The 24,443-nt window shown below is 67.2% G+C and carries 23 protein-coding genes and 1 pseudogene; 19 read left to right on the plus strand and 5 right to left on the minus strand.

Annotation, left to right across the window (positions count from 1 at the left end):
- Window positions 1-54: 54 nt before the first annotated feature.
- Window positions 55-1,164 carry a tRNA 2-thiouridine(34) synthase MnmA gene (gene mnmA / locus AC3A6B_RS04420; protein ID WP_487835547.1) on the plus strand — a complete coding sequence of 370 codons (1,110 nt, stop codon included), beginning with the start codon at window positions 55-57 and terminating at the stop codon, window positions 1,162-1,164.
- Here mnmA and AC3A6B_RS04425 read toward each other — a convergent pair.
- The 3 genes and pseudogenes from AC3A6B_RS04425 to AC3A6B_RS04435 all read right to left on the minus strand — a co-directional run bounded on the left by AC3A6B_RS04425 (window position 1,161) and on the right by AC3A6B_RS04435 (window position 2,785).
- Window positions 1,161-1,643, minus strand: a complete 483-nt coding sequence (locus AC3A6B_RS04425) for an NUDIX hydrolase (protein ID WP_487835548.1) — start codon at window positions 1,641-1,643, stop codon at window positions 1,161-1,163. The genes mnmA and AC3A6B_RS04425 overlap by 4 nt on opposite strands.
- Before the next feature lie 2 nt (window positions 1,644-1,645).
- Window positions 1,646-2,071 carry a DUF4019 domain-containing protein gene (locus tag AC3A6B_RS04430; protein ID WP_487835549.1) on the minus strand — a complete coding sequence of 142 codons (426 nt, stop codon included), beginning with the start codon at window positions 2,069-2,071 and terminating at the stop codon, window positions 1,646-1,648.
- Window positions 2,072-2,114: 43 nt separating this feature from the next.
- A pseudogene (locus tag AC3A6B_RS04435) lies at window positions 2,115-2,785 on the minus strand (response regulator transcription factor).
- 213 nt (window positions 2,786-2,998) lie between these two features.
- Here AC3A6B_RS04435 and AC3A6B_RS04440 point away from each other — a divergent pair.
- From AC3A6B_RS04440 to AC3A6B_RS04460, 5 genes are all read left to right on the plus strand, one after another.
- A complete protein-coding gene (locus tag AC3A6B_RS04440) occupies window positions 2,999-4,129 on the plus strand; it encodes a Re/Si-specific NAD(P)(+) transhydrogenase subunit alpha (protein WP_487835550.1) in 1,131 nt (376 codons plus the stop codon).
- A gap of 29 nt (window positions 4,130-4,158) precedes the next feature.
- Complete coding sequence (locus tag AC3A6B_RS04445; RefSeq protein WP_093109934.1) at window positions 4,159-4,488, plus strand: NAD(P) transhydrogenase subunit alpha part 2; 330 nt, start codon at window positions 4,159-4,161, stop codon at window positions 4,486-4,488.
- The gene (locus AC3A6B_RS04450; protein ID WP_487835551.1) at window positions 4,485-5,909 is read left to right on the plus strand and encodes an NAD(P)(+) transhydrogenase (Re/Si-specific) subunit beta; all 1,425 of its coding nucleotides are present in this window, start codon (window positions 4,485-4,487) and stop codon (window positions 5,907-5,909) included. Before AC3A6B_RS04445 ends, AC3A6B_RS04450 begins: the two co-directional genes overlap by 4 nt.
- Window positions 5,910-5,994: 85 nt before the next feature.
- The gene (locus tag AC3A6B_RS04455; protein WP_487835552.1) at window positions 5,995-7,671 is read left to right on the plus strand and encodes a long-chain-fatty-acid--CoA ligase; all 1,677 of its coding nucleotides are present in this window, start codon (window positions 5,995-5,997) and stop codon (window positions 7,669-7,671) included.
- Between the two features lie 11 nt (window positions 7,672-7,682).
- Window positions 7,683-8,456 (plus strand): 5'-methylthioadenosine/adenosylhomocysteine nucleosidase, encoded by a 774-nt coding sequence (locus AC3A6B_RS04460; RefSeq protein WP_487835553.1) that lies wholly within the window; start codon window positions 7,683-7,685, stop codon window positions 8,454-8,456.
- On the opposite strand, the gene corA is transcribed toward AC3A6B_RS04460, so the two are convergent.
- A complete protein-coding gene (gene corA, locus AC3A6B_RS04465) occupies window positions 8,449-9,435 on the minus strand; it encodes a magnesium/cobalt transporter CorA (protein ID WP_487835554.1) in 987 nt (328 codons plus the stop codon). The genes AC3A6B_RS04460 and corA overlap by 8 nt on opposite strands.
- Before the next feature lie 208 nt (window positions 9,436-9,643).
- On the opposite strand from corA, the gene AC3A6B_RS04470 reads away from it, so the two are divergent.
- From AC3A6B_RS04470 to hprK, 4 genes are all read left to right on the plus strand, one after another.
- Window positions 9,644-11,755 (plus strand): ATP-dependent helicase, encoded by a 2,112-nt coding sequence (locus tag AC3A6B_RS04470; RefSeq protein WP_487835555.1) that lies wholly within the window; start codon window positions 9,644-9,646, stop codon window positions 11,753-11,755.
- A gap of 257 nt (window positions 11,756-12,012) precedes the next feature.
- Entirely contained in the window at window positions 12,013-12,342 is a 330-nt protein-coding gene (gene hpf, locus AC3A6B_RS04475) for a ribosome hibernation-promoting factor, HPF/YfiA family (protein ID WP_093109940.1), read from the plus strand.
- Between the two features lie 93 nt (window positions 12,343-12,435).
- Window positions 12,436-12,903, plus strand: coding sequence for a PTS sugar transporter subunit IIA (locus AC3A6B_RS04480; protein ID WP_093109941.1), 468 nt, complete (start codon window positions 12,436-12,438; stop codon window positions 12,901-12,903).
- 28 nt (window positions 12,904-12,931) lie between these two features.
- Window positions 12,932-13,891, plus strand: a complete 960-nt coding sequence (hprK, locus tag AC3A6B_RS04485) for an HPr(Ser) kinase/phosphatase (RefSeq protein WP_093109942.1) — start codon at window positions 12,932-12,934, stop codon at window positions 13,889-13,891.
- A gap of 73 nt (window positions 13,892-13,964) precedes the next feature.
- Here the strand turns inward: hprK and fur are convergent, their stop codons facing one another.
- Entirely contained in the window at window positions 13,965-14,384 is a 420-nt protein-coding gene (fur, locus tag AC3A6B_RS04490) for a ferric iron uptake transcriptional regulator (protein ID WP_093109943.1), read from the minus strand.
- Between the two features lie 95 nt (window positions 14,385-14,479).
- Between fur and AC3A6B_RS04495 the strand changes: the two genes are divergently transcribed.
- The 9 genes from AC3A6B_RS04495 to gshA all read left to right on the plus strand — a co-directional run bounded on the left by AC3A6B_RS04495 (window position 14,480) and on the right by gshA (window position 24,382).
- Window positions 14,480-15,037 carry an outer membrane protein assembly factor BamE gene (locus tag AC3A6B_RS04495; protein ID WP_487835556.1) on the plus strand — a complete coding sequence of 186 codons (558 nt, stop codon included), beginning with the start codon at window positions 14,480-14,482 and terminating at the stop codon, window positions 15,035-15,037.
- A 79-nt stretch (window positions 15,038-15,116) separates the two neighbouring features.
- The gene (gene dapB, locus AC3A6B_RS04500) at window positions 15,117-15,917 is read left to right on the plus strand and encodes a 4-hydroxy-tetrahydrodipicolinate reductase (RefSeq protein ID WP_487835719.1); all 801 of its coding nucleotides are present in this window, start codon (window positions 15,117-15,119) and stop codon (window positions 15,915-15,917) included.
- A gap of 14 nt (window positions 15,918-15,931) precedes the next feature.
- A complete protein-coding gene (locus tag AC3A6B_RS04505) occupies window positions 15,932-16,630 on the plus strand; it encodes a MotA/TolQ/ExbB proton channel family protein (protein WP_487835557.1) in 699 nt (232 codons plus the stop codon).
- A gap of 16 nt (window positions 16,631-16,646) precedes the next feature.
- Window positions 16,647-17,108 carry an ExbD/TolR family protein gene (locus AC3A6B_RS04510; RefSeq protein WP_487835558.1) on the plus strand — a complete coding sequence of 154 codons (462 nt, stop codon included), beginning with the start codon at window positions 16,647-16,649 and terminating at the stop codon, window positions 17,106-17,108.
- Between the two features lie 63 nt (window positions 17,109-17,171).
- Window positions 17,172-19,835, plus strand: coding sequence for a leucine--tRNA ligase (gene leuS / locus AC3A6B_RS04515; protein WP_487835559.1), 2,664 nt, complete (start codon window positions 17,172-17,174; stop codon window positions 19,833-19,835).
- 11 nt (window positions 19,836-19,846) lie between these two features.
- Window positions 19,847-20,353 (plus strand): LPS-assembly lipoprotein LptE, encoded by a 507-nt coding sequence (locus AC3A6B_RS04520; protein ID WP_487835560.1) that lies wholly within the window; start codon window positions 19,847-19,849, stop codon window positions 20,351-20,353.
- A gap of 189 nt (window positions 20,354-20,542) precedes the next feature.
- A complete protein-coding gene (holA, locus tag AC3A6B_RS04525; protein ID WP_487835561.1) occupies window positions 20,543-21,604 on the plus strand; it encodes a DNA polymerase III subunit delta in 1,062 nt (353 codons plus the stop codon).
- A gap of 81 nt (window positions 21,605-21,685) precedes the next feature.
- Window positions 21,686-22,978, plus strand: a complete 1,293-nt coding sequence (locus tag AC3A6B_RS04530) for a glutamate-5-semialdehyde dehydrogenase (RefSeq protein ID WP_487835562.1) — start codon at window positions 21,686-21,688, stop codon at window positions 22,976-22,978.
- A 105-nt stretch (window positions 22,979-23,083) separates the two neighbouring features.
- Window positions 23,084-24,382, plus strand: coding sequence for a glutamate--cysteine ligase (gene gshA / locus AC3A6B_RS04535; RefSeq protein WP_487835563.1), 1,299 nt, complete (start codon window positions 23,084-23,086; stop codon window positions 24,380-24,382).
- The last annotated feature ends 61 nt before the right edge of the window (window positions 24,383-24,443 follow it).

Below are 24,443 nucleotides of genomic sequence, written 5' to 3' on the forward strand. Positions count from 1 at the left end.
GTGATTTCCCGGATGCGGGCACCGGCTTGCCGAGGCTGGGACAATCGCCTCCTCATGGAAAAACAGCGCATCGTGGTGGGCCTGAGCGGCGGAGTGGACTCCGCGGTCACGGCGCATCTGCTCAAGCAGCAGGGCCACGAGGTGGTCGGCATCTTCATGAAGAACTGGGAAGACGATGACGACAGCGAGTACTGCTCGTCGAACATCGACTTCGTCGACGCCGCGAGCGTGGCCGACGTGCTGGGCATCGAGATCGAGCACGTCAACTTCGCGGCCGACTACAAGGATCGCGTGTTCGCCGAGTTCCTGCGCGAGTACCAGGCCGGCCGCACGCCCAACCCCGACGTGCTGTGCAATGCCGAGATCAAGTTCAAGGCCTTTCTCGATCATGCGATGCGGCTTGGTGCCGAAAAGATTGCCACCGGGCACTACGCGCGCGTGCGGCGCAACGCGCCAAGCGGGCGCTACGAGCTGCTCAAGGGACTCGATCCGGCCAAGGACCAGAGCTACTTTCTCCATCGCCTCAACCAGCAGCAGCTCTCGAAGACGCTGTTCCCCGTCGGCGAGTTGAAGAAAACCGAGGTGCGCCGCATCGCCGACGAGATCGGCCTGCCGAACGCGAAGAAGAAGGACTCGACCGGCATCTGCTTCATCGGCGAGCGGCCTTTCCGCGAGTTCCTCAACCGCTACATCTCCAAGGAGCCGGGCCCGATTCGCGACGAGCGCGGCCGCCAGATCGGCGAGCACCAGGGCCTCAGCTTCTACACGCTGGGCCAGCGCCAGGGCCTGGGCATCGGCGGGATCAAGCCGAAGGGGGCGCAGCGCGGGGCCGGCGACCACTCGCCCTGGTTCGTGGCGAAGAAGGACATCGCGAACAACACGCTGTGGGTGGTGCAAGGCCACGACCATCCATGGCTGCTGTCGCCGGCGCTCGAAGCCGACGATGCGAGCTGGGTTTCGGGCAGCGCGCCGCCGTCGGGCGCCTATGCGGCGAAGTCGCGCTACCGCCAGGCCGATGCGGGCTGCGACCTGGGCGACGGTGCCAACGGCGCTTTCCGGCTCGCCTTTGCCGAGCCGCAGTGGGCGGTGACGCCGGGGCAGTCGGCGGTGCTCTACGACGGGGATGTGTGCCTGGGCGGCGGGGTGATCGCGCGGGCCGGCTAGATTTGCGACGGTGCGCCGACCGACACGTGGGTGTGGATCAGGTCCAGCGAATAGCGTTGCCCTGCCAGGTAGTCCTCCACGCATTGCAGCAGCAGCGGGCTGCGATGGCGCGCCACGCTCGAGCGGATCTCGTCGGCCGTCATCCACAGGGTGCGCACGATGCCTTGGTCCAGCGGCCGGCCCGGCTCGAAGGCGCCGAGCGTGCCGGCGAAGGCGAAGCGCATGTAGGTCACGTCTTCCTCGTCGCCGAGAAAGCGCGCCATGTAGATGCCGACGAGGGCGGTCGGTGTGAAGTGGTGGGCCGTTTCCTCCAGCGTCTCGCGCGCGCAGCCCTCGGCCGGCGACTCGCCCGGGTCGAGATGGCCGGCCGGCGTGTTGAGCCTGAGTCCGGCCTTCGTATGCTCTTCGACCAGCAGGAAGCGCCCGTCCTGCTCGATCACCGCGGCGACGGTGACGTTGGGTTTCCAGCGTTCAGACATCGCTATCGCAGCACGTAGCCCGAGAAGCGCCAGACGCGGTCGCTGCCCAGTTGAAACGTCACCAGTTCGCGCACGGTGGCCGTGCTGTTGTTGGCGAAGCGGGTCTCGTACTCGATGTTCACATACTGGCCGGCCAGCTCGGGATCGCCATCGCCGACCACCTGGCGGTTGATCGCTACCCAGGTGCGTTGATGTGCGGCGCCGAGCGGCGTGCGGGCCTTGGCGACCTGGCTCATGAAGTCGCTGCGGCTGACGCGCTTGCGGGCGGCCGGGGTGGCGCCGTCCCAGAGCTCGCCGATCTTGTTCTGGTCGATCATCTGGATCGCCTGCAGGCCGCCGCGCACCAGCTCGCCCGGGTCCACCTCCTGCGCGGCCGCGAGCTGCAGCCAGCCGCCGAGCAACAGGGCCGCGGACAGAAGTCGAATCATTCGGATCATCATCGCGGTGTTGCTCCTTCAATCGGGAACCGGCTCATTCGGACACGCCCGCCATGGGGTAGGGCGACTCGACGCCATTCTGGTCGATGAACTCGAGCCGATAGCCGAGGCCGTAGACGGCCGACAGCACCAGACCGTTCGCGCAGCGCAGGTCCAGCTTCGAGCGCAGCCGCGACATGTGCGTGTCGAGCGAGCGCGAAGTGACCTCCGCATCCGCACCCCACACCGCTTCGAGCAGCTGCTCGCGCGACAGCAGGCGGCCGATGTTGCGAAACAGGAAGAGCGCCAGCGTGTACTCGCGGTGCTTGAGCCTGATCGTCTGGCCGTGGATCTGAAGCGTGCGCGTGAGGGGGAAGACGCGGTAGGGGCCGCAGACCAGTTCGGTTTCGAACAGCGCCGGATAGGCGCGGCGCAGAAGCGCCTTCGCCCGGGCCTGGAGTTCGGCAACGCGAATCGGCTTGGCCATGAGTCGTCGGCGCCGAGCGTGAGCGCCTCGACCATGCCCTCTTCCTTGCGCCGCCCGGCAACGAAGAGGATGGGCAGGCGGCTGCCGAGCTTTTCGCGGATCCATCGGATGACGTCGGAGCCTTCGACGTCGGGAAGCCGCCAATCGAGGATCAGCATGTCGAAGCTCTGCTGGTAGAGGGCACGCTGCTGGGAGCGGCCGTCTTCGAATCCATGACATTCATGTCCGATCACCGCCATGGCATGCCGAATGAGTTCGAGCTGGCGCGGCTCGTCGTCGAGCGCTGCAATCCGCATCGTTCTTCTCCCTGATTTCTTTCCACAAAGCCGGCGATCTGTGCGCCGGTCATTCGCGAGGCGCTACTGTACAGAGGGATGCGGTCCTCGGCCAGTTCTTTGTCATCTTCATGTAAGCTCGGCCCGAATTCCAATGCTGCCCCGAGGAGATCCCCCATGCTGATAGGCGTGCCGGCCGAAACTGCGCCAGGCGAAACCCGTGTGGCCGTCACTGCGGAGACGGCCAAGAAGCTCGTTGCACAGGGCCACACCGTGCGCATCCAGTCCGGTGCCGGCGTGGCAGCCAGCGTCACCGATGCGGCCTATCAGGCCGCCGGCGCCGAGATCACAGACCCGGCAGGCGCCTTCGGCGCCGACATCGTGCTCAAGGTGCGCGCGCCGAGCGATGCCGAGGCGGCGCTCATGAAACCCGGTACCGTCGTCATCGGCATGCTCAACCCCTTCGATGCCGCCGGGCTGCAAAGGCTTGCGACGGCGGGCCTCACCGGCTTCGCACTCGAAGCCGCGCCGCGCACCACGCGGGCGCAGAGCATGGACGTGCTGTCGAGCCAGGCCAACATCGCCGGCTACAAGGCCGTCATGATCGCGGCCGACAAGTACCAGCGCTTCTTTCCGATGCTGATGACGGCCGCCGGCACCGTGAAGGCGGCGCGCATCGTGATCCTCGGCGTCGGCGTCGCAGGCCTGCAGGCCATCGCCACCGCCAAGCGCCTGGGCGCAGTGATCGAGGCGAGCGACGTGCGCCCGAGCGTCAAGGAGCAGGTCGAGTCGCTGGGCGCCAAGTTCATCGATGTCTCCTACGACACCGAGGAAGAGAAGGAAGCGGCGCAGGGCGTCGGCGGCTACGCCAAGCCGATGCCCCAGAGCTGGCTCGATCGGCAGAAGGTCGAAGTGGCCAAGCGCGTGGCAGCGGCCGATGTCGTGATCAGCACCGCGCTGATCCCGGGCCGCGCGGCGCCCACGCTCATCACCGAAGACATGGTCAAGTCGATGAAGCCGGGCTCGGTCATCGTCGACATCGCTGCCGGCAAGGGCCCCGACGGCGTGGGCGGCAACTGCCCGCTGTCGGAGGCCGACAAGACCGTCATCAAGCACGGTGTCACCCTCGTCGGCGAAACCAACCTGCCCGCGCTGGTGGCCGCCGACGCCTCCTCGCTCTATGCGCGCAACGTGCTCGACTTCCTGAAGCTCATCGTGAACAAGGAAGGCGCGCTCAAGATCGACCTCGAGGACGACATCGTCGCTGCCTGCCGCATGACGCAGGACGGCCAGGTCACCAAGAAATAGCCAGCAAGACAAGCGAGGAGAAAAAGCTCATGGATCCCGTGTCCCATACCGTCATCAACCTGATCATCTTCGTGCTGGCCATCTACGTCGGCTACCACGTGGTCTGGACCGTCACCCCGGCGCTGCACACGCCGCTGATGGCCGTGACCAATGCGATCTCGGCGATCGTGATCGTCGGCGCCATGCTGGCGGCGGCGCTCACCGAGAGCGGCCTCGGCAAGACCATGGGCGTGCTGGCCGTGGCGCTGGCCGCGGTCAACGTCTTCGGCGGCTTCCTCGTCACGCGGCGGATGCTGGAGATGTTCAAGAAGAAGGACAAGAAGGCGGCGCCCGCGGCGGACAAGGGGAATGCAGCATGAGCATGAATGTCGCCACGCTGCTGTACCTGATCGCATCGGTCTGCTTCATTCAATCGCTCAAAGGCCTCAGCCATCCCACCACGTCGATCCGAGGCAACATCTTCGGCATGGTCGGCATGGCGATCGCCATCCTGACCACCGCGGCCTTGATCGTGCAGATCTCGGACGGCAAGGCCATGGGCATGGCCTGGGTGCTGCTGGGGCTGGTGGCCGGCGGCGGCTACGGCGCCTACCGCGCCAAGACCGTCGAGATGACGCAGATGCCCGAGCTGGTCGCCTTCTTCCACAGCATGATCGGTATGGCCGCGGTCTTCATCGCCGTGGCGGCGGTGGTCGAGCCCTGGGCCTTCGGCATCGTTCCCAAGGGTCAGCTCATTCCCGCGGGCAACCGGCTCGAGCTGTTCCTGGGTGCGGCTATCGGCGCCATCACCTTCAGCGGCTCGGTCATCGCCTTCGGCAAGCTGTCGGGCAAGTACAAGTTCCGCCTGTTCCAGGGCGCGCCGGTCCAGTTCAAGGGCCAGCACATGCTGAACCTGGCGCTGGGCTTGCTGACCATCGCGCTCGGCCTGGTGTTCGTCTTCACCGAGAGCTGGACGGCCTTCTTCCTGATGGTGCTGCTGTCCTTCGTGATGGGCGTGCTGATCATCATCCCGATCGGCGGCGCCGACATGCCGGTGGTGGTCTCGATGCTCAACAGCTACTCGGGCTGGGCGGCGGCCGGCATCGGCTTCAGCCTCAACAACGCGATGCTGATCGTTGCCGGCTCGCTGGTGGGCTCCTCGGGTGCGATCCTGAGCTACATCATGTGCAAGGCGATGAACCGCTCGTTCTTCAACGTGATCCTGGGCGGCTTCGGCGGCGAGGCCACGGCCGCCGCGGGCGGCGCCAAGGAGCAGCGCCCGGTCAAGAGCGGCAGCGCCGACGACGCAGCCTACATGCTCTCCAACGCCGAGACCGTGATCATCGTGCCGGGCTACGGCCTGGCGGTGGCGCGGGCGCAGCATGCGGTCAACGAGCTGGCCGAGAAGCTCACCCACAAGGGCGTGACGGTGAAGTACGCGATCCATCCGGTGGCAGGCCGCATGCCGGGCCACATGAATGTGCTCCTGGCCGAGGCCGAAGTGCCCTACGACCAGGTGTTCGAGATGGAGGACATCAACGGCGAGTTCGCGCAGGCCGACGTGGCGATCATCCTGGGCGCCAACGACGTGGTGAATCCGGCGGCGCTCACCAAGGGCACGCCGATCTACGGCATGCCGATCCTAGAGGCCTACAAGGCCAAGACGGTGATCGTGAACAAGCGTTCGATGGCTGCGGGTTATGCCGGTCTGGACAACGAGCTGTTCTACATGGATAAGACCATGATGGTCTTCGGCGACGCCAAGAAGGTGGTCGAGGACATGGGCAAGGCGATCGAATAAGGGCGTCTTGCGCCTGCGCCTAGCCGGCAGCGCCGGCGGCAGCCCCGTTGACCAGAACTCAGAATTTCGTTGAGGAGACATGTCCATGACAGACCGCCCCTGGCTCACCAGTTACCCGCAAGGCGTGCCCGCCGATATCGATGGCTCGCGCTACCCTTCCCTGGTGGCGCTCATGGAGGAGAGCTTCCAGAAGTACGCGGAGCGCACCGCCTACAGCTTCATGGGCAAGGACCTGAGCTACGGAGAAGTCGACAAGCTGAGCCGGGCCTTCGCGGCCTACCTGCAGGGACTCGGGCTCGCGAAGGGCGATCGCGTCGCGGTCATGATGCCGAACTGCCTGCAGTATCCGATCGCGGTGTGCGGCGTCCTGCGCGCCGGGCTGATCCTGGTGAACGTCAACCCGCTCTACACGCCGCGCGAACTCGAGCACCAATTGAAGGATTCCGGCTCCAAGGCCATCGTGATCATGGAGAACTTCGGCGCCACGCTGCAGCAGTGCATCGCGTCCACGCCGGTCAAGCACGTCGTGCTGAGCGGCATGGGCGATCGGCTCGGCCTGCTCAAGGGCGCGCTGGTCAACTACGTGGTGCGCAACGTCAAGAAGATGGTGCCCGAGTTCAGCCTGCCCGGCGCCGTGCGCTTCAACGACGCCCTCGACAAGGGGGCGGGGCGCACGCCCCAGCCGGCGCCCATCGGGCCCGACGACGTCGCGGTGCTGCAGTACACGGGCGGCACCACCGGCGTGTCCAAGGGCGCGGTGCTGCTGCATCGCAATGTGATCTCCAACGTGCTGCAGTCCGAGGCCTGGAACGAGCCGGTCATGCAGAAGGTGCCGGCCGGCGAGCAGCCTACCAGCGTCTGCGCCCTGCCGCTCTATCACATCTTCGCGTTCACCGTGAACATGATGCTCAGCATGCGCACCGGCGGCAAGCTGATCCTGATCCCGAATCCGCGCGACATCCCGGCCGTGCTGAAGGAGCTGTCGAAGCACACCTTCCACAGCTTCCCGGCCGTCAACACGCTGTTCAACGGGCTTGCCAATCATCCGGACTTCGGAACCGTCAACTGGAAGAACCTCAAGGTCTCGGTCGGCGGCGGCATGGCGGTGCAGGGCGCGGTGGCCAAGCTCTGGCTCGAGAAGACCGGCTGCCCGATCTGCGAAGGCTACGGCCTCTCCGAAACCTCGCCGTCGGCCACCTGCAACCCGACCACCAGCACCGCCTATACCGGCACCATCGGCGTGCCGCTGCCCAGCACCTACCTGAAGCTGCTCGACGACGACGGCCGCGAGGTGCCGATGGGCCAGCCCGGCGAGATCGCCATCAAGGGCCCGCAGGTGATGGCAGGCTACTGGCAGCGCCCCGACGAGACGGCCAAGGTCATGACGGCCGACGGCTACTTCAAGTCCGGCGACATCGGCGTGGTCGACGAACGCGGTTTCTTCAAGATCGTCGACCGCAAGAAGGACATGATCCTGGTCTCGGGCTTCAACGTGTACCCGAACGAGGTCGAGGACGTGGTCGCACAGATCCCGGGCGTGCTCGAGTGCGCGGCCGTGGGCATCGGCGACGAGAAGACCGGCGAGGCCGTCAAGCTCGTGCTCGTCAAGAAGAACCCCGACCTGACCGAGGCCCAGGTGCGCGACTTCTGCCGCGCCAATCTCACCGGCTACAAGCAGCCCAAGGTGGTGGAGTTCCGCACCGAGCTGCCCAAGACGCCGGTCGGCAAGATCCTGCGGCGCGAGCTGCGCGACAAGAAGTAGCGGGCACCTCCATGGCGGGGCCGGTCGCGATCGTTGCCGCCATGCAGGAAGAGCTGGGCGCGTTGCTCGCGGCCATGCCCGACGAGCAGCGCGTGCGCGTTGCCGGCCGCGATTTCTGGGTTGGCCATCTGCATGGCCATGCCGTGGTGGCGGTGCTGTCGCGCATCGGCAAGGTCGCGGCGGCCACCACAGCCACCGTCCTGCTCGAGCGTTTCGGCGTGCGCGCCATCGTCTTCACCGGCGTCGCCGGCGGCCTGGCGCCCGGCGTGCGGGTGGGCGACGTGGTGGTGGCGACCAAGCTGCTGCAGCACGACCTGGACGCCTCGCCGATCTTTCCCAGATACGAAGTGCCGCTGACCGGGCACGCGCGCTTCGCGGCCGATACCGCGATCAGCGATGCGCTGGCCGCCGTGGTCGCCGGCGTGCTGCGCGATCCGGTCGCGCTGCTGGGTCGGACCGTGGTCGACGACTTCGGCCTGCAGGCGCCCCGGCTGCATCGCGGCCTGCTGGTGAGCGGCGACCGCTTCATCTCCACCGCCGCAGAAAGCGAAGCGCTCAGGCGCGCGTTGCCCGAGGCGCTCGCGGTCGAAATGGAAGGCGCCGCGGTGGCGCAGGTGTGCCACGACTACCGCGTGCCCTTCGCCGCAGTGCGCACGATCTCGGACCGTGCCGACGATGCGGCGCATGCCGATTTCCTGCGCTTCGTGGCCGCCGTCGCGAGCCGCTACAGCCTCGCGGTGATCGACGCCTGGCTCGCGGCGCTGCCCGGCGCTGCGGCTACTTGAGCCAGCCGCGGCGGCGGAAGTACCACATCGGCACCAGCGCGCTGGCGACCATCAGCACGACCGCGTACGCGTAGCCATAAGACCAGTCCAGCTCCGGGATGAGCTTGAAGTTCATGCCGTACACGCTCGCGATCAAGGTCGGCGGCAGCAGCGCCACGCTGGCCACCGAGAAGATCTTGATGGTCTTGTTCTGGTTGATGTTGATGAAGCCGACGGTCGCATCCATCAGGAAGTTGATCTTGTCGAACAGGAAGGCCGTGTGGTTGTCGAGCGACTCGATGTCGCGCAGGATCTGGCGCGCCTCCTCGAACTGCTCGGCGTTGAGCATGCGGCTGCGCATCATGAAGCTCACCGCGCGGCGCGTATCCATCACGTTGCGGCGGATGCGGCCGTTCAGGTCTTCCTGCCGGGCGATCGCGGCCAGCACCTCGCCGGCCAGCTCGTCGCTGACGTTGCCCTCCAGCACCTTCTTGCCTGCGACTTCCAGCTCGTCGTAGATGTTCTCCAGCGAGTCGGCCGAATATTCGGCGTCGGCGTCGAAGAGCTTCAAGAGCACTTCCTTGGCGTCTTCGATGAGGCCGGGTGCGCGGCGCGCGCGCATGCGCAGGAGGCGGAACACCGGCACGTCTTCGTCATGGATCGAGAACAGCACGCCGCGGCTGCGCAACTCGGTGTTGTGCTGGTTGAGGATGAAGGCCACGCGCACGGAGCGCGGGTTCTCGGCGTCGTCGATCAGGAAGTCGCTGCGCACGTGCAGCTCGCCGTTGTCTTCCTCGTAGAAGCGCGCCGACTCCTCGATGTCCTCGTCCATCGCGTCTTCGGGGATGGACAGGCCGTAGTACTGCTTGATCCAGCGCTTTTCCTCGAGCGTGGGCGATTCGAGATCGACCCAGATGGGTTGGAACTGAGAGAGCTCCTCGAGGGCTTCGATTTCTTCCTGGACGAGGCGGCCGTTGGCGAGCGTGAAGATATTGAGCATGGCTCACTCCCGGTGGTTTTTGTAGCGGTTGGCGAGGGGCGGGGCGCTTTCAAGTCCCTGGCCAACAACGCATCACAGGGGAGTTGAAAGCTGCCGAGGCGGAACGGTTTCCATGCGAAGTCTCCGGTTGCAGCGAGGCGCGATTATGTCACCGGCCTCCACCACCTTTTTGTGGGTGTCTGGATGGGCATCCAGTAAAGTCGCGGCGATGCAAAGCGTCGCGACATCCGCACCCACGAGCCAGGCCGAGCGCCTCGCGGATGCGCTCGCCAAGCTCAACGACGCGCAGCGCGCGGCGGTGGAGCATGGGGTGGGTGCGGCGCTGGGCGAGGCGCCCGAAGACCAGCGGCCCTTGCTCGTGATCGCTGGCGCGGGTTCGGGCAAAACCAGCACGCTCGCGCATCGCGTGGCCCACCTGATCGCGCGCGGCGCCGATCCGCAGCGCATCCTCTTGCTGACGTTTTCGCGCCGCGCGGCGCAGGAGATGGAGCGCCGCGCGGGCCAAGTGCTGGCGCGCGTGCTCGGCCTGAAATCCGAGGCGCCGCCGGCCTTGCCATGGGCCGGCACCTTCCATGGCATCGGCGCGCGCCTGCTGCGCGAACACGCGGCACAGATCGGCCTTCAAGAGAACTTCACCATCCACGACCGCGGCGATGCCGAGGACCTGATGGGCCTGGTGCGCAACGACGTCGGGCTTGCGACCATGGAGCGGCGTTTTCCGCGCAAGGGAACCTGCCTCTCAATCTATTCGCGTACCGTCAATACCTGCGCGCCGCTGGCCGAGGTGCTCAAGCATGCGTTTCCGTGGTGCGCCGAATGGGAGGCCGAGCTCAAGCGCCTGTTCGGCGCCTACGTCGACGCCAAGCAGGCGCAGCAGGTGCTCGACTACGACGACCTGCTCCTGTATTGGGCCGAGATGGTGGCGGAGCCCGCGCTCGCGGCGCAGATCGGCGCGCGCTTCGATCACGTGCTGGTCGACGAGTACCAGGACACCAACCTGTTGCAGGCCGCCATCCTGCGCGCGCTCAAGCCCGACGGCCGCGGCCTCACCGTGGTCGGCGACGACGCGCAGTCGATCTACTCGTTCCGCGGCGCGACGGTGCGCAACATCCTCGACTTCCCGCAGCAGTTCACGCAGCCTGCGCGCATCGTCACGCTGGAGCGCAACTACCGCTCGACCCAGCCCATCCTCGACGTCTCCAACGCGGTGATCGCCGCCGCCCCGGAGCGCCATGCCAAGACGCTCTGGACCGACAAGCCCTCGGCCGGCCGGCCGCAGCTGGTGCTGGTGCCCGACGAGGCGCAGCAGGCCCGCTTCGTGGCCGAACGCGTGCTCGCGCACCGCGAAGGCGGGCTGGCGCTGAAGTCGCAGGCCGTGCTGTTCCGCACCTCGAGCCACAGCGCCGCGCTCGAGCTCGAGCTGGCGCGGCGCAACATCCCTTTCGTGAAGTACGGCGGCCTCAAGTTTCTGGAGGCCGCGCATGTGAAGGATCTGCTGGCGGTGCTGCGCTTCGCCCAGAATCCGCGCGGGCGCATGGCGGGCTTTCGCGTCACGCAGTTGATTCCGGGCATCGGGCCCGTCAGCGCTACGCGGCTGCTCGATGCGATGGCCGAGGCCGCGGATCCTGGTGCGGTCGTGCAGGCCTTCGTGCCGCCCGCTGCTGCGAAGGAAGAGTGGGCGCGTTTCGCGGCCATCTATGCCGCGCTGCGCGCGCCCACGCTCGCCTGGCCGGCCGACATGGAGCTTGCGCTGCAGTGGTACGTGCCGCACCTGGAGCGGCTTCACGACGACGCCGGACTCAGGCGCGGCGACGTCGAGCAGCTCGCGCGCCTGGCCTCGGGCTATGCCTCGCGCGAGCGCTTCCTGACAGAGCTCACACTCGATCCGCCCGAGGCCACGAGCGATCGGCCGGGTCCGCCGCTGCTGGACGAGGACTACCTGATTCTCTCGACCATCCACTCCGCCAAGGGGCAGGAGTGGCGCTCGGTGCACGTGCTCAACGTGGTCGACGGCTGCATCCCGGCCGACGTGGCGCAGGGCGCGCAGGAGCTGGAGGAAGAGCGGCGCCTGCTCTACGTGGCGATGACCCGCGCGCGCGACCACCTGCACCTGCTGGTGCCCCAGCGCTTCTATGTCACGCAGCAGGCGGCGCGCGGCGACCGGCATCTGTACGCCGGCCGCACGCGCTTCATTTCGGCCGCCGACGCCGGCCGCTTCGACGAGCAGACCTGGCCGCCGGCGCCCGAACGCGCACCCCACGTGCCGCCGCCGGCAGCCACGATCGACCTGCTGAGCCGCATGCGCGCCGCCTGGCGCTGAGCATCGCGCGAGGTCTTTAGCACTATCAAATCGATAGCGCGCCGCGAGCATGGGCGGCCGATGCCGGGATTTGCCCCGGAAGGGATTGCAATTCGATGACAGCATGGGCATAGTGAACCGACCTTCCCCCTCTTTCCGCTCTTTCCGCTCTCTCTCCCTTCTCTCTCTCTTCCCCCTCTTTCCCTGTTTCGCCGGCCGCGCTTCACCATCCATGAAGCGGGGTCTTTTTCCCCAACCGTCAATCCAGGAGGTCATTCATGAATTTGACGATCAGCGGTCATCACCTCGACGTCACCCCCGCCTTGCGCAGCTACGTTACGAGCAAGTTGGACCGAATCACCCGCCATTTCGACCAGGTGGTCGATGTGAAGGTGATCCTCACGGTGGAAAAGCAGAAGGAAAAGGAACGTCGGCAACGAGCCGAATGCAATATTCACGTCAAGGGCAATGACATGTTCGCGGAATCGAGCCACGCTGATCTCTACGCCGCGGTCGACGAGCTGGTGGACAAGCTCGATCGGCAGGTCGTCCGTCACAAGGACCGCCTGCAGGACCACCATCACGAGGCGCCGAAGCGCGTGATGTAGTACCTCTCCGGGCAAATACTCTTGCGGGCCGCCTCAGGGCGGCCCTTTGCTTTTTGCGGAGCAGGTGCATAATCGCCCCCGCCCCGCCCCAACATGAACCGACTCGCGTCCATCCTGCCGCCCGCTCAAGTCCTCGTGAGCGTTGACGCCACCAGCAAGAAACGTGCTTTTGAAGAAGCGGGCTTGCTGTTTGAAAACCTGCACGGCCTGGGCCGTGCCCTCATCACCGACAGCCTGTTTGCCCGGGAGCGCCTGGGTTCCACCGGCCTCGGCCACGGCGTGGCCATCCCCCATGGACGCATCAAGGGCCTCAAGTCGCCGATGGCCGCGGTGTTCCAGCTCGCGAATCCGATCGGTTTCGACGCGCCGGACGAGCAGCCTGTGGTGCTGCTGATCTTCCTGCTGGTGCCCGAAGCGGCGACTCAGAAACACCTTGAAATACTTTCGGAGATCGCGGAACTGCTCAGCGATGCCGGCCTGCGCGAGCAGATCAAGTCGAGTTCCGACGCCGCCGCGCTCCATGCCCTGATCGCAGGATGGCAATCCGCCCAAGTGGCTTGAAGCGCATCCGCATGAGACAGTCTGGCGCATGAAGCCGACCGTCATCAGTGCCGACGCGATGTTCGAGGAATTCCGCGGCTCGCTCCGGTGGGAGTGGCTGGCGGGCCTGGGCGCCTCGGAGCGCCAGTTCGACCCCGGCGTCATCAGCCGCGCCCAGTCGGCCGCCGACCTGGTGGGCTACCTCAACTACATCCATCCTTACCGCGTGCAGATTCTCGGCGCGCGAGAGGTGGCCTACCTGACGCGCGGCACGCCCGACGATTGCGTGCGGCGCATCGCCCGCATCGTCACCCTGGAACCGCCCATGCTGGTGCTGGCCGACGGCCAGCCGGCGCCAGACGAACTGCTGTCGATCTGCGAGCGGGCGCAGTTGCCCCTGTTCGCCACGCGGGAATCCTCGGCCTTCGTGATCGATCTCCTGCGCGCCTACCTCTCCAAGCACTTCGCCGAGCGCACCTCGATGCACGGCGTGTTCATGGACATCCTGGGCCTGGGCGTGATGATCACCGGGGAGTCGGGACTGGGAAAGAGCGAGCTGGGCCTGGAGCTGATCTCGCGCGGCAACGGCTTGGTGGCCGACGACGCGGTCGACCTCTACCGCATCAACCAGACCACGCTGGAAGGGCGCTGCCCCGAGCTGTTGCAGAACCTGCTCGAGGTGCGTGGCATCGGCCTGCTGGACATCCGCGCGATCTTCGGCGAGACCGCGGTGCGCCGGAAGATGCGCCTCAAGCTGATCGTGCACCTGGTGCGGCGCGACAGCTTCGAGCGTGACTACGAACGCATGCCCTCGGCGCCGCTGACCCAGGACGTGCTGGGCATCCCGGTGCGCAAGGTGATCATCCAGGTGGTGGCCGGCCGCAACATCGCCGTGCTGGTGGAAGCGGCCGTGCGCAATTCGATCCTGCAGCTGCGCGGCATCGATACCTACGCCGACTTCGTGGCCCGCCACCACAAGGCCATGGAAGGCGCGCGCGAGGACGATTGACGGTCTGCGGCCGCCGCGCCTCCCCTCGGGGGTGGCGTTGCACGAGCAGAGCTCGTGAAAAAGCCGGGGGGCCTTACCTCTTGCTTGCGCAGTCGCCGCAGAGGCCGTAGAGCGACATGGCGTGGTCCTGCAGGATCCACTTCTTGTCGGTCGCAATCATTTGCTGGCGGCGCTCGATCTCGGGGTCGTAGAACTCCTCGACCTTGCCGCAGGAGGTGCACACCAGATGGTCGTGGTGCTTGCCCTCGTTGAGCTCGTAGACGGCCTTGCCGCTCTCGAAATGGCTGCGTTCGAGGATCCCTGCCTGTTCGAACTGCGTCAGCACGCGATAGACCGTGGCCAGACCGATGTCGGAGTGCTCGTTGAGCAGCACCCGGAACACGTCTTCCGCCGTCATGTGGCGTTGGCCGCCGTTCTGGAAGATTTCGAGGATCTTGAGACGCGGCAGGGTGGCCTTGAGGCCGGTGTTCTTCAGTTCGTCGATGTTGCCCATGATGGTTCCTGCGCCGGCTGTGCGAGAGGGGCACGCCGGGGGGCAGCCGCTACAATGGCCCGATCATATCGCTACCCCTCTTTGCCCTTTTGCCCATGCCTGACATTCCACAACGCCGCCTCTGGCTGCTCGTCGGCGCCGTCGCTGGGAGCCTCTGTCTCGGCGCCTGCAGCAGCGTCACCGAACGCTCGCGCGATGCGCTGCATGCCATCACGCCCTACAAGGTCGAGGTGGTCCAGGGCAATTTCGTGTCGAAGGAGCAGGTCGAGCTGCTCAAGCCCGGCATGTCGCGCCAGCAGGTGCGCGAAATCCTCGGCACCTCCTTGCTGAACGACGTCTTCCATTCCAATCGCTGGGACTACGTCTTCACGATCCGGCGCCAGGGCGTCGAGCCCCAGCAACGCCGCCTGACGGTGTTCTTCAATGGCGAAGTGCTCGAACGTTTCGAAGGCGACCCGATGCCCAGCGAAGAAGAATTCGTCGCCGCGCTCGACACCCGCAAGCGCAGCGGCAAGGTGCCGGCCCTGGAAGCCTCGGAAGACCAGCTCAAGAAATTCGATCCGCCCAAGGACAAGAAGGCGGACGGCGAGTCGTCCTCCGTCTCCCTGCCTCCGCTGCCGCCGAGCTACCCCCCGCTCGAAGCATCGCGCTAGCGCGCGCCGGCCGCGCCGGCCCGCTTTTTCAAGGCTGAATCGCGTGACTGATTCCTCTTCCTCCTCCTCCATTCCCCCGCTGCGGCGCATTGCGGTCGCGGGCGCTTCCGGGCGTATGGGGCACATGCTGATCGAGGCCCTGCGCGAGGCGCAGGATTGCCGCCTCGCCGGTGCGCTCGATGTCGCCGGCAGTCCCGCGATCGGCAGCGATGCGGCCGCCTTTCTCGGCGTCACGAGCGGCGTCCCCATCGTGGCCGACCTGCGCAACGGTCTCCAGGACGCCCAGGTGCTGATCGACTTCACGCGGCCCGAAGGCACGCTGGCGCACCTCGCGGTGTGCCGCGAACTGGGCGTGCAGGCCGTGATCGGCACCACCGGCTTCAGCGACGCGCAGAAGGCCGAGATCGCCGCGGCAGCGAAAGACATCGCGATCGTGATGGCGCCCAACATGAGCGTGGGCGTCAACGTCACCTTCAAGCTGCTCGAAATGGCGGCCAAGGCGCTTTCGACCGGCTACGACATCGAGATCATCGAGGCGCACCACCGCCACAAGGTCGACGCGCCCTCGGGCACCGCGCTCAAGATGGGCGAGGTGATCGCCGATGCGCTGGGCCGCGACCTCAAGGAATGCGCGGTCTATGCGCGCGAGGGCGTCACCGGCCCGCGCGACCCGTCCAGCATCGGCTTCGCGACCATCCGCGGCGGCGACATCGTGGGCGACCACACGGTGCTGTTCGCCGGCACCGGCGAGCGCATCGAGATCACGCACAAGTCGGCCAGCCGCGCGACCTATGCGCAGGGCAGCCTGCGCGCGGTGCGCTTCCTGGCCGGGCAGCAGAGCGGCCTGTTCGACATGTTCGACGTGCTCGGCCTGCGCTAGGGCAGGCCCGCGGCATGAGTGTCCTGGAGCTGCTCACCCACGGCGACGGCGTCAGCCGCTCCGTGGCCGCGCTGCTGCTCCTGATGTCGGTATCCAGCTGGGTCGTGATTCTCTGGAAGGCCTGGCTGCTGCGAGGCGGCACGCGCGACGTGGTGCGCAGCATCGCGGCCTTCTGGCAATCGGCCTCGCTCGGCGACGCCGAGCAGAAGCTCCGGGCCTTCGACCGCGCCGCGCTGGTCTGGCCGGCCGTGAGCGCGGTCCGGGACCTGGCCGCCAAGTCCGATGCCGCCACCCTCGGCGGCGCGGTCGACCGCGCCCAACGCCTCACGCGCGCGCTGCGCGAGGCCTTGCATGCCGCGCTGCGGCGCCTGCAGGCTGGGCAGATCCTGCTCGCCACGGTCGGCGCCACGGCGCCCTTCGTCGGACTGCTCGGCACGGTCTGGGGCATCTACGGCGCGCTCGTGGGCATTGCCGGGGAAAGCGGCGGATTCACCATCGACAAGGTGGCCGGCCCGGTCGGCGAGGCGCTGATCATGACCGCCTTCGGCCTGGCCGTCGCGATTCCGGCCGTGCTGGCGTACAACGTGTTCGGCCGCGTCGTCAGCCGGATCGAGGCCGAGCTGGAAGGCTTCGCCCACGACCTGCTCGGTGCGCTCGGCGACGAGCCGCAGCGCGAAGCGCCGCTGCCGCCCGCGCGGCCGATGCCGGTCTAGGAGCAGCGGCAGCCCCATGGCCTTCGGTCGCACCTCGCTCGGCAGCACCGCCACCGGTGGGCGGGCGATCGGCGCCGGCGGGCAACGGCCGCTGTCGGACATCAACGTCACGCCGCTGGTGGACGTGATGCTGGTGCTGCTGGTGATCTTCATCATCACCGCCCCGCTGATGGCCAGCTCGATCAAGCTCGACCTGCCGCGCACCGACGCCGGGCAGCCCGCCGACACCCCCAAGTTCGTGAGTCTCGCGGTGGATGCGGCGGGCAAGGTCTTCCTCAACGACCAGGCTGTGACGACCGAAGAGCTCGCCACACGTCTCGGGCAGGCCGCCGCCGCCAGCCGCGACACCGAGGTCCAGCTGCGCGCCGACCAGACCGTGCCCTACGGCAAGGTGGTCGAGCTGATGGGCATCGCGAACAAGGCCGGGCTCAGCCGGATCGGCTTCGTGACCGAAGCGCCGGCCACCAGGAAGCCTTGAGCTTCCTCTGCCGCGATAATCCGCATTCCCCGGCCGCCCGATGCCGGGCTTGCCTGAAGCCCAATGAACCCCAGCTACAAACCCAGCGACGTCGAGTCCGCTGCCCAGGCCGCCTGGACGGCGGCCGATGTCTACCGCGTGACCGAGGACGCGCGGAAGAAGAAGTACTACGCCTGCTCGATGCTGCCGTACCCCAGCGGCAAGCTGCACATGGGCCATGTGCGCAACTACACCATCAACGACATGCTCACGCGCTACCTGCGCATGAGCGGCTACAACGTGCTGATGCCAATGGGCTGGGACGCCTTCGGCCTGCCGGCCGAGAACGCGGCGCTCAAGAACGGCGTGCCGCCGGCCCAATGGACCTACGAGAACATCGGCTACATGAAGAGCCAGCTCCAGGCCATGGGGCTGGCGATCGACTGGAGCCGCGAGATCGCGACCTGCGATCCCAGCTACTACAAGTGGAACCAGTGGCTGTTCCTCAAGATGCTCGAGAAAGGCATCGCCTACCGCAAGACGCAGCTGGTCAACTGGGACCCGGTCGACCAGACCGTGCTGGCCAACGAGCAGGTGATCGACGGCAAGGGCTGGCGCACCGGCGCCACGGTGGAGCGGCGCGAGATTCCCGGCTACTACCTCAAGATCAGCGACTACGCCGAAGAGCTACTCGAGCACACTCAGCACAAGCTGCCGGGCTGGCCCGAGCGCGTGAAGCTGATGCAGGAGAACTGGATCGGCAAGAGCGAGGGCGTGCGTTTCGCCTTCCCCCATGACATCGAGGACGAGCACGGCAAGCTGATCCAGGACGGCCGCATGTACGTCTTCACGACGCGCGCCGACACCATCATGGGCGTGACCTTCTGCGCCGTGGCGCCCGAGCATCCGCTCGCCGTGCATGCCGCGAAGAAAGACCCGAAGGTCGCCGCCTTCATCGAGGAATGCAAGACCGGCGGCACCACCGAGGCCGAACTCGCGACGCAGGAAAAGAAGGGCGTGCCCACCGGCCTTTCCGTGCGGCACCCGATCACCGACGAGCCGATCCCGGTCTGGGTCGGCAACTACGTGCTGATCGGCTACGGCGACGGCGCCGTGATGGGCGTGCCCGCGCACGACGAGCGCGACTTCGCCTTCGCCAACAAGTACGGCATCGAGATCATCCAGGTGGTGCTGGTCGACGACGAGCCGCACTTCGACTACCACCGCTGGCAGGACTGGTACGCCGACAAGCAGCGCGGCGTGACCATCAACTCCGACAACTTCAGCGGCATGTCCTACGCCGAGGCGGTCAAGGCCGTGGCGCATGCGCTCGGCCAGAAGGGCCTGGGCGAGATGCAGACCACCTGGCGCCTGCGCGACTGGGGCGTGAGCCGGCAGCGCTACTGGGGCACGCCGATCCCGATCATCCATTGCGAGGAGCACGGCGCGGTGCCGGTGCCCGAGCGCGACCTGCCGGTCGTGCTGCCGACCGACTGCGTGCCCGACGGCTCGGGCAATCCGCTGGCCAAGCACGAAGGCTTCCATGCCGGCGTGGTCTGCCCGGTCTGCGGCAAGGCCGCGCGGCGCGAGACCGACACGATGGACACCTTCGTCGACAGCGCCTGGTACTTCATGCGCTATTGCGACCCGAAGAACGACCAGGCCATGGTGGCCGAGGGCGCGGACTACTGGATGCCGATGGACCAGTACATCGGCGGCATCGAGCACGCGATCCTGCACCTGCTCTACGCGCGCTTCTGGACCAAGGTGATGCGCGACCTGGGTCTGGTGAAGATCGACGAGCCCTTCAGCAAGCTGCTCACGCAGGGCATGGTGCTCAACCACATCTTCTACAAGCGCAGCGAAAAGGCCGGCAAGGAATACTTCCCGCCCTCGGAAGTGACGCCCGTACTCGACGCGCAGGGCCGCATCAGCGGCGGCACCCTGGCCGACGGCACGCAGGTCGACTACGGCGGCGTCGGCAAGATGGGCAAGACTGAGCGCAACGGCGTCGATCCGCAGGACCTGATCGAGAAGTACGGCGCCGACACCGCGCGCCTCTACACCATGTTCACCGCGCCGCCCGAAGCCACGCTGGAGTGGAACGACGCGGCCGTGGAAGGCAGCTACCGCTTCCTGCGCCGGGTCTGGAACTTCGGGGTGGCGCTCGAAGCGGCGACCGTCGCTGCCGCGGAGAACGCGGAGGTGGAGATCGACGCGGTCGACCCGCGCTCGGCCTTCGGCAAGGAGGCCAAGGCGCTGCGCCGCGAAGTCCACACCGTGCTGCGCCAGATCGACTACGACTACCAGCGCATGCAATACAACACCGTGGTCTCGGGGGCGATGAAGCTCCTGAACGCGCTGGAGGGCTTCAAGTCCGACGGCAGCACGGGCGACCGGGCGGCGGTGCGCGAAGGCTTCGGCATCCTGCTGCGCTGCCTCTACCCGGCCACGCCGCACATTACGCACGCACTGTGGCATCAGCTGGGCTACGACACGCTGCACGGCCCGCTGCTCGACGCGCCCTGGCCGGCGGTCGACGTGGTCGCACTCGAGCAGGACGAAGTCGAGCTGATGCTGCAGGTCAACGGCAAGCTGCGCGGCTCGCTGCGCGTGCCGGCCAATGCCTCGAAGGAGGAAATCGAGAAGATCGCGCTGGCGAGTGAGGTGCTCGCCAAGCATGCCGAGGGCGCCGTGCCCAAGCGCGTGGTCGTGGTGCCTGGGCGGCTGGTCAACGTGGTGGTATGAAAAAGGGCGGCATGAATACATCCTCCAGTCAGCGCCGGGCCCTGCTCGCCGCCGCGGTCGCCACCCTCGCGCTCGCGGGCTGCGGCTTCGAGCTGCGCCGCGCGCCGGTCTTCGCCTTCAAGTCGCTGGCGGTGCCGGGCAGCTCGGCCTTCGTGAATTCGCTGCGCCGCCAGTTTCGTGCCGCCGGCAACGTCGAGCTGGTGCCGCCCGAGGAACAGGCGAGGGCCGATGCGATCCTGGACGTGCTGTCGGAAAACCGCGGCACGGTCGTGCTTTCCACCAATTCGGCGGGGCAGGTGCGCGAGCTGCAGCTGCGCCTTGTCATGCGGATCCGGCTGCGCACGCCTGCAGGCAAGGAGCTGCTGGCGCCGACGCAGATCGAGCAGTTCCGAGACATCACCTACAACGAAACCGCCGCCCTCGCCAAGGAGAGCGAGACCGAGCTGCTGTACCGCGACATGCAGAACGACATTGCCCAGCAGACGATGCGCCGCCTCGCGGCCGTCAAGAGCCTCTGATGCAGACGACGGCCCCCTGGCTTGCCACTTCGTGTGCTTCGCCACCCCCCGAGGGGCTGAAGTCCGCGGCTCCAGGGCTGCCCGCGCAGCCTTGGACGGAACGAAGGGCTGACGCCTCTGGCGGCAGCATGTGGGCTCGGCCGCCTTGGGGCGGCCCGGCGGCGGCCGATACAGCGCCGCACTGACGTCGTGCAACTCACTCTTCCTCAGCTTTCGGGACACCTCGCCAAGAGGATGGGGCCGCTCTACACCATCCACGGCGACGAGCCGTTGCTCGCGCAGGAGGCGGCCGACGCGATCCGCGCGGCGGCACGCACGCAGGGCTACACCGAGCGCAGCTCGTACACCGTGGCCGGCGCGCATTTCGACTGGAGCGCGGTGCTCGCCGCGGGCGGGTCGCTGAGCCTGTTCGCCGACCGGCAGATCGTCGAGATCCGCATCCCCTCGGGCAAGCCGGGCAAGGACGGCAGCGTCGCGCTGCAGCAGATCGCCGAAGCCGCACAGGGCAACGACAGCACCCTCACGCTGGTGATGCTGCCGCGCCTGGACAAGGCCACGCGCACCGGCGCCTGGTTCTCGGCGCTGGAGAACAACGGCATCAGCCTGCAGATCGAAAGCATCGAGCGCGCCGCGCTGCCGCAGTGGATAGCGCAGCGGCTGGCGCAGCAGGGCCAGCGCGTGAAGGGCGGCGAGGATGGCCAGCGCACGCTGCAGTTCTTCGCCGACCGAGTCGAAGGCAACCTGCTCGCCGCGCACCAGGAAATCCAGAAGCTCGCGCTGCTGCATCCCCAGGGCGAGCTGTCCTGGGAGCAGGTCGAAGGCGCGGTCAACAACGTGGCGCGCTACGACGTGTTCAAGCTCTCCGAGGCGGTGCTCGGGGGCAATCCGCAGCGCGTCGCGCGCATGCTCGACGGCCTGCAGGCCGAAGGCGAGGCCGAGGTGCTGGTGCACTACACGCTGGCCGAGGACATCCGGGCGCTGAAGCGCGTCAAGGACGCGATGGCCGCCGGCCGGCCGCTGCCCATGGCGCTGCGCGAGAACCGCATCTGGGGCCCGCGCGAGCGCGCCTTCGAGCGCGTGCTGCCGCGGCTGGACGATCGCGCGCTGGCCCGCATGCTGCGCGCCGCGCACACCGTGGACGGCATCGTCAAGGGCCTGAAACAGCCGGATTGGCCGGCCGGCGGCTGGCAGGCGCTGCAGCGGCTGGCGCTGATGCTGTGCCGGGCCTGCGGGGCGCCGGCGCGCGGCTGAGCCCGGATCGTTCCTCTTTCGGGAACCCCGCGTTTCCACGCATTGCCGCCCGGCCCGCAGCTCGCGTGGGAAAATGCGGCGATGAACGCGTTCAATGTCAACGAACACATGCAGACCCTCGGGCTGCAGGCCAAGGCGGCCGCCGCCCTGATGGCCAAGGCCTCCGCGGCCACCAAGAACAAGGCGCTCAAGGCGCTGGCCCGGCGCCTGCGCGAGAGCGCGCAGGGCTTGGCCCCGGCCAATGCACGCGACATCGAACGGGCCGCCGCGGCCGGCCTCTCGGCCCCGATGGTCGACCGGCTCAAGCTCACGCCGAAGGTCATCGAGACCGTGGCACTGGGCTGCGAGCAGCTCGCCGCGATGCCCGACGTGATCGGCGAAGTCATCGGGATGAAGCAGCAGCCCAGCGGTATCCGCGTCGGCCAGATGCGGGTGCCGATCGGCGTCTTCGGCATGATCTACGAGAGCCGGCCCAACGTGACCATCGAGGCCGCGAGCCTGGCGATCAAGAGCGGCAACGCGGCGATCCTGCGCGGCGGCTCGGAGGCGATCGAGTCGAACAAGGCGCTCGCGCTGCTGGTGTCGGAGGCGCTCGCCGAGGCGGGCCTGCCGGTGGAGGCGGTGCAGCTGGTGCAGACCACCGACCGCGAGGCGGTGGGCCAGCTGATCGCGATGCCCGAGTTCGTCGACGTGGTCATCCCGCGCGGCGGCAAGGGCCTGATCGAGCGCATCAGCCGCGAGGCCAAGGTGCCGGTCATCAAGCACCTGGACGGCAACTGCCACGTCTTCGTGGACGACACGGCCGAGCTCGACATGGCGGTGAAGATCGTCGACAACGCCAAGACGCAGAAGTACAGCCCCTGCAATGCGGCCGAGGGCCTGCTGGTGGCGGCCTCGATGGCCGAGAGCTTCCTGCCCGAGATCGGCGCCATCTTCGCAGCCAAGGGCGTGGAGATGCGCTGCGACCCGGTCGCGGCGCGCATCCTGCGCGCCGACGGTGCCCTCCCGCCGAGCGCCCGGGTGGTGGACGCGGTCGAGTCGGACTGGTCGGAGGAGTATCTGGCCGCCGTCATCAGCATCAAGGTGGTCGAGGGCGTGGACGAGGCCATTTCGCACATCAACCGCTATTCGAGCCACCACACCGACGCCATCGTCACGCGCGACCACATGCACGCCCAGCGCTTCCTGCGCGAGGTCGACTCTGCCAGCGTGATGGTGAACGCGAGCACGCGCTTTGCCGACGGCTTCGAGTTCGGGCTCGGCGCTGAAATCGGCATCAGCACCGACAAGTTCCATGCGCGCGGGCCGGTGGGCATCGAGGGGCTCACTTCGCTCAAGTACGTGGTGCTGGGCCAGGGTGAAGTGCGGAGCTGAGAGGTGACGCGGATCGGGACGCCGCTTGTCATCCGAACGGGCGCCCCCAAATCCTACAATTCCACTCCACCTTTCGTCGCAGAACACGCATAACAAGGCCGCCGCATGGTTCCCCACCTCGTCACTGCCCTGACCGGCCCCATCAACGAACTCGAACAACGCGTTCTCGACTCCATGCCGGCCATCGAGCGCTGGTTCCGGCTCGAATGGATGGAGCACACCCCGCCCTTCTACAGCTCGGTCGACATCCGCAATGCCGGCTTCAAGCTGGCGCCGGTCGACACCAACCTCTATCCCGGCGGCTGGAACAACCTGACCGATGAGATGCTGCCGCTGGCGGTGCAGGCCGCGCAGGCCGCGATCGAGAAGATCTGCCCCGAGGCGCGCAACCTGCTGGTGATCCCGGAGAACCATGCGCGCAACACCTTCTACCTGGCCAACGTGGCCCGGCTGGTGCGGATTTTTCACATGGCGGGGCTCAACGTGCGCGTGGGCTCGATCGATCCGGCCATCAAGTCGCCCAAGAAGATCGAGCTGCCGAACGGCGAGACCGTGTGCCTGGAGCCCGTGGTGCGCGGCAAGCGGCGCCTGGGACTCAAGCATTTCGACCCCTGCACCATCCTGCTCAACAACGACCTCCTTGCCGGCACGCCCGGCATCCTGGAGGACCTGCACGAGCAGTATCTGCTGCCGCCGCTGCATGCCGGCTGGACGGTGCGCCGCAAGAGCAACCATTTCCACAGCTACGAGGAAGTGTCCAAGCGCTTCGGCAAGCTGCTGGGCATCGACCCTTGGCTGATCAACCCGATGTATGCGCGCGCCAGCGGCGTCAACGTCGCCGAGGGCCAGGGGATGGACGTGCTGACCAGCCACGTGGACGCGCTGCTCACCAAGATCCGGCGCAAGTACAAGGAATACGGCATCAACGAGAAGCCCTTCGTGGTCGTCAAGGCCGACAACGGCGCCCACGGCATGGGTGTCCTGACGGTGCGCGACGTCAAGGATCTCGAGGCCCTCGGCCGCAAGCCGCGCGGCAAGACCGAAAGCGCCACCCGGGAGGTCCAGGAGCCGGGCGACGTGATCGTGCAGGAAGGCGTGTTGACCAACGAGCGCGTGCACAACGGCGTCGCCGAGCCGGTGGTCTACATGATGGACCGCTACGTGGTCGGCGGCTTCTATCGCGTGCATGCCGAGCGCAGCCCCGACGAGAACCTCAATCTCCCGGGTGCGAGCTTCGTGCCCTTGGCGTTCTCGGAGAGTGCGCACTTACCGCAACCGGGTGCCAAGCCCGGCGCGAGCGCCCCGAACCGCTTCTACATGTACGGCGTGATCGGGCGGCTGGCCATGGTGGCGGCCAGCTACGAGCTCGAGGCGACCGATCCGGACGCCGAAATCTACGAATGATTTCGTAGTACGTGTTGCGGGCTCCTCCGGCGGCGGCAAAATAGCGACCCCACAGCAACGC

It is taken from the genome of Variovorax sp. Soil_C_33, from assembly GCF_057656935.1.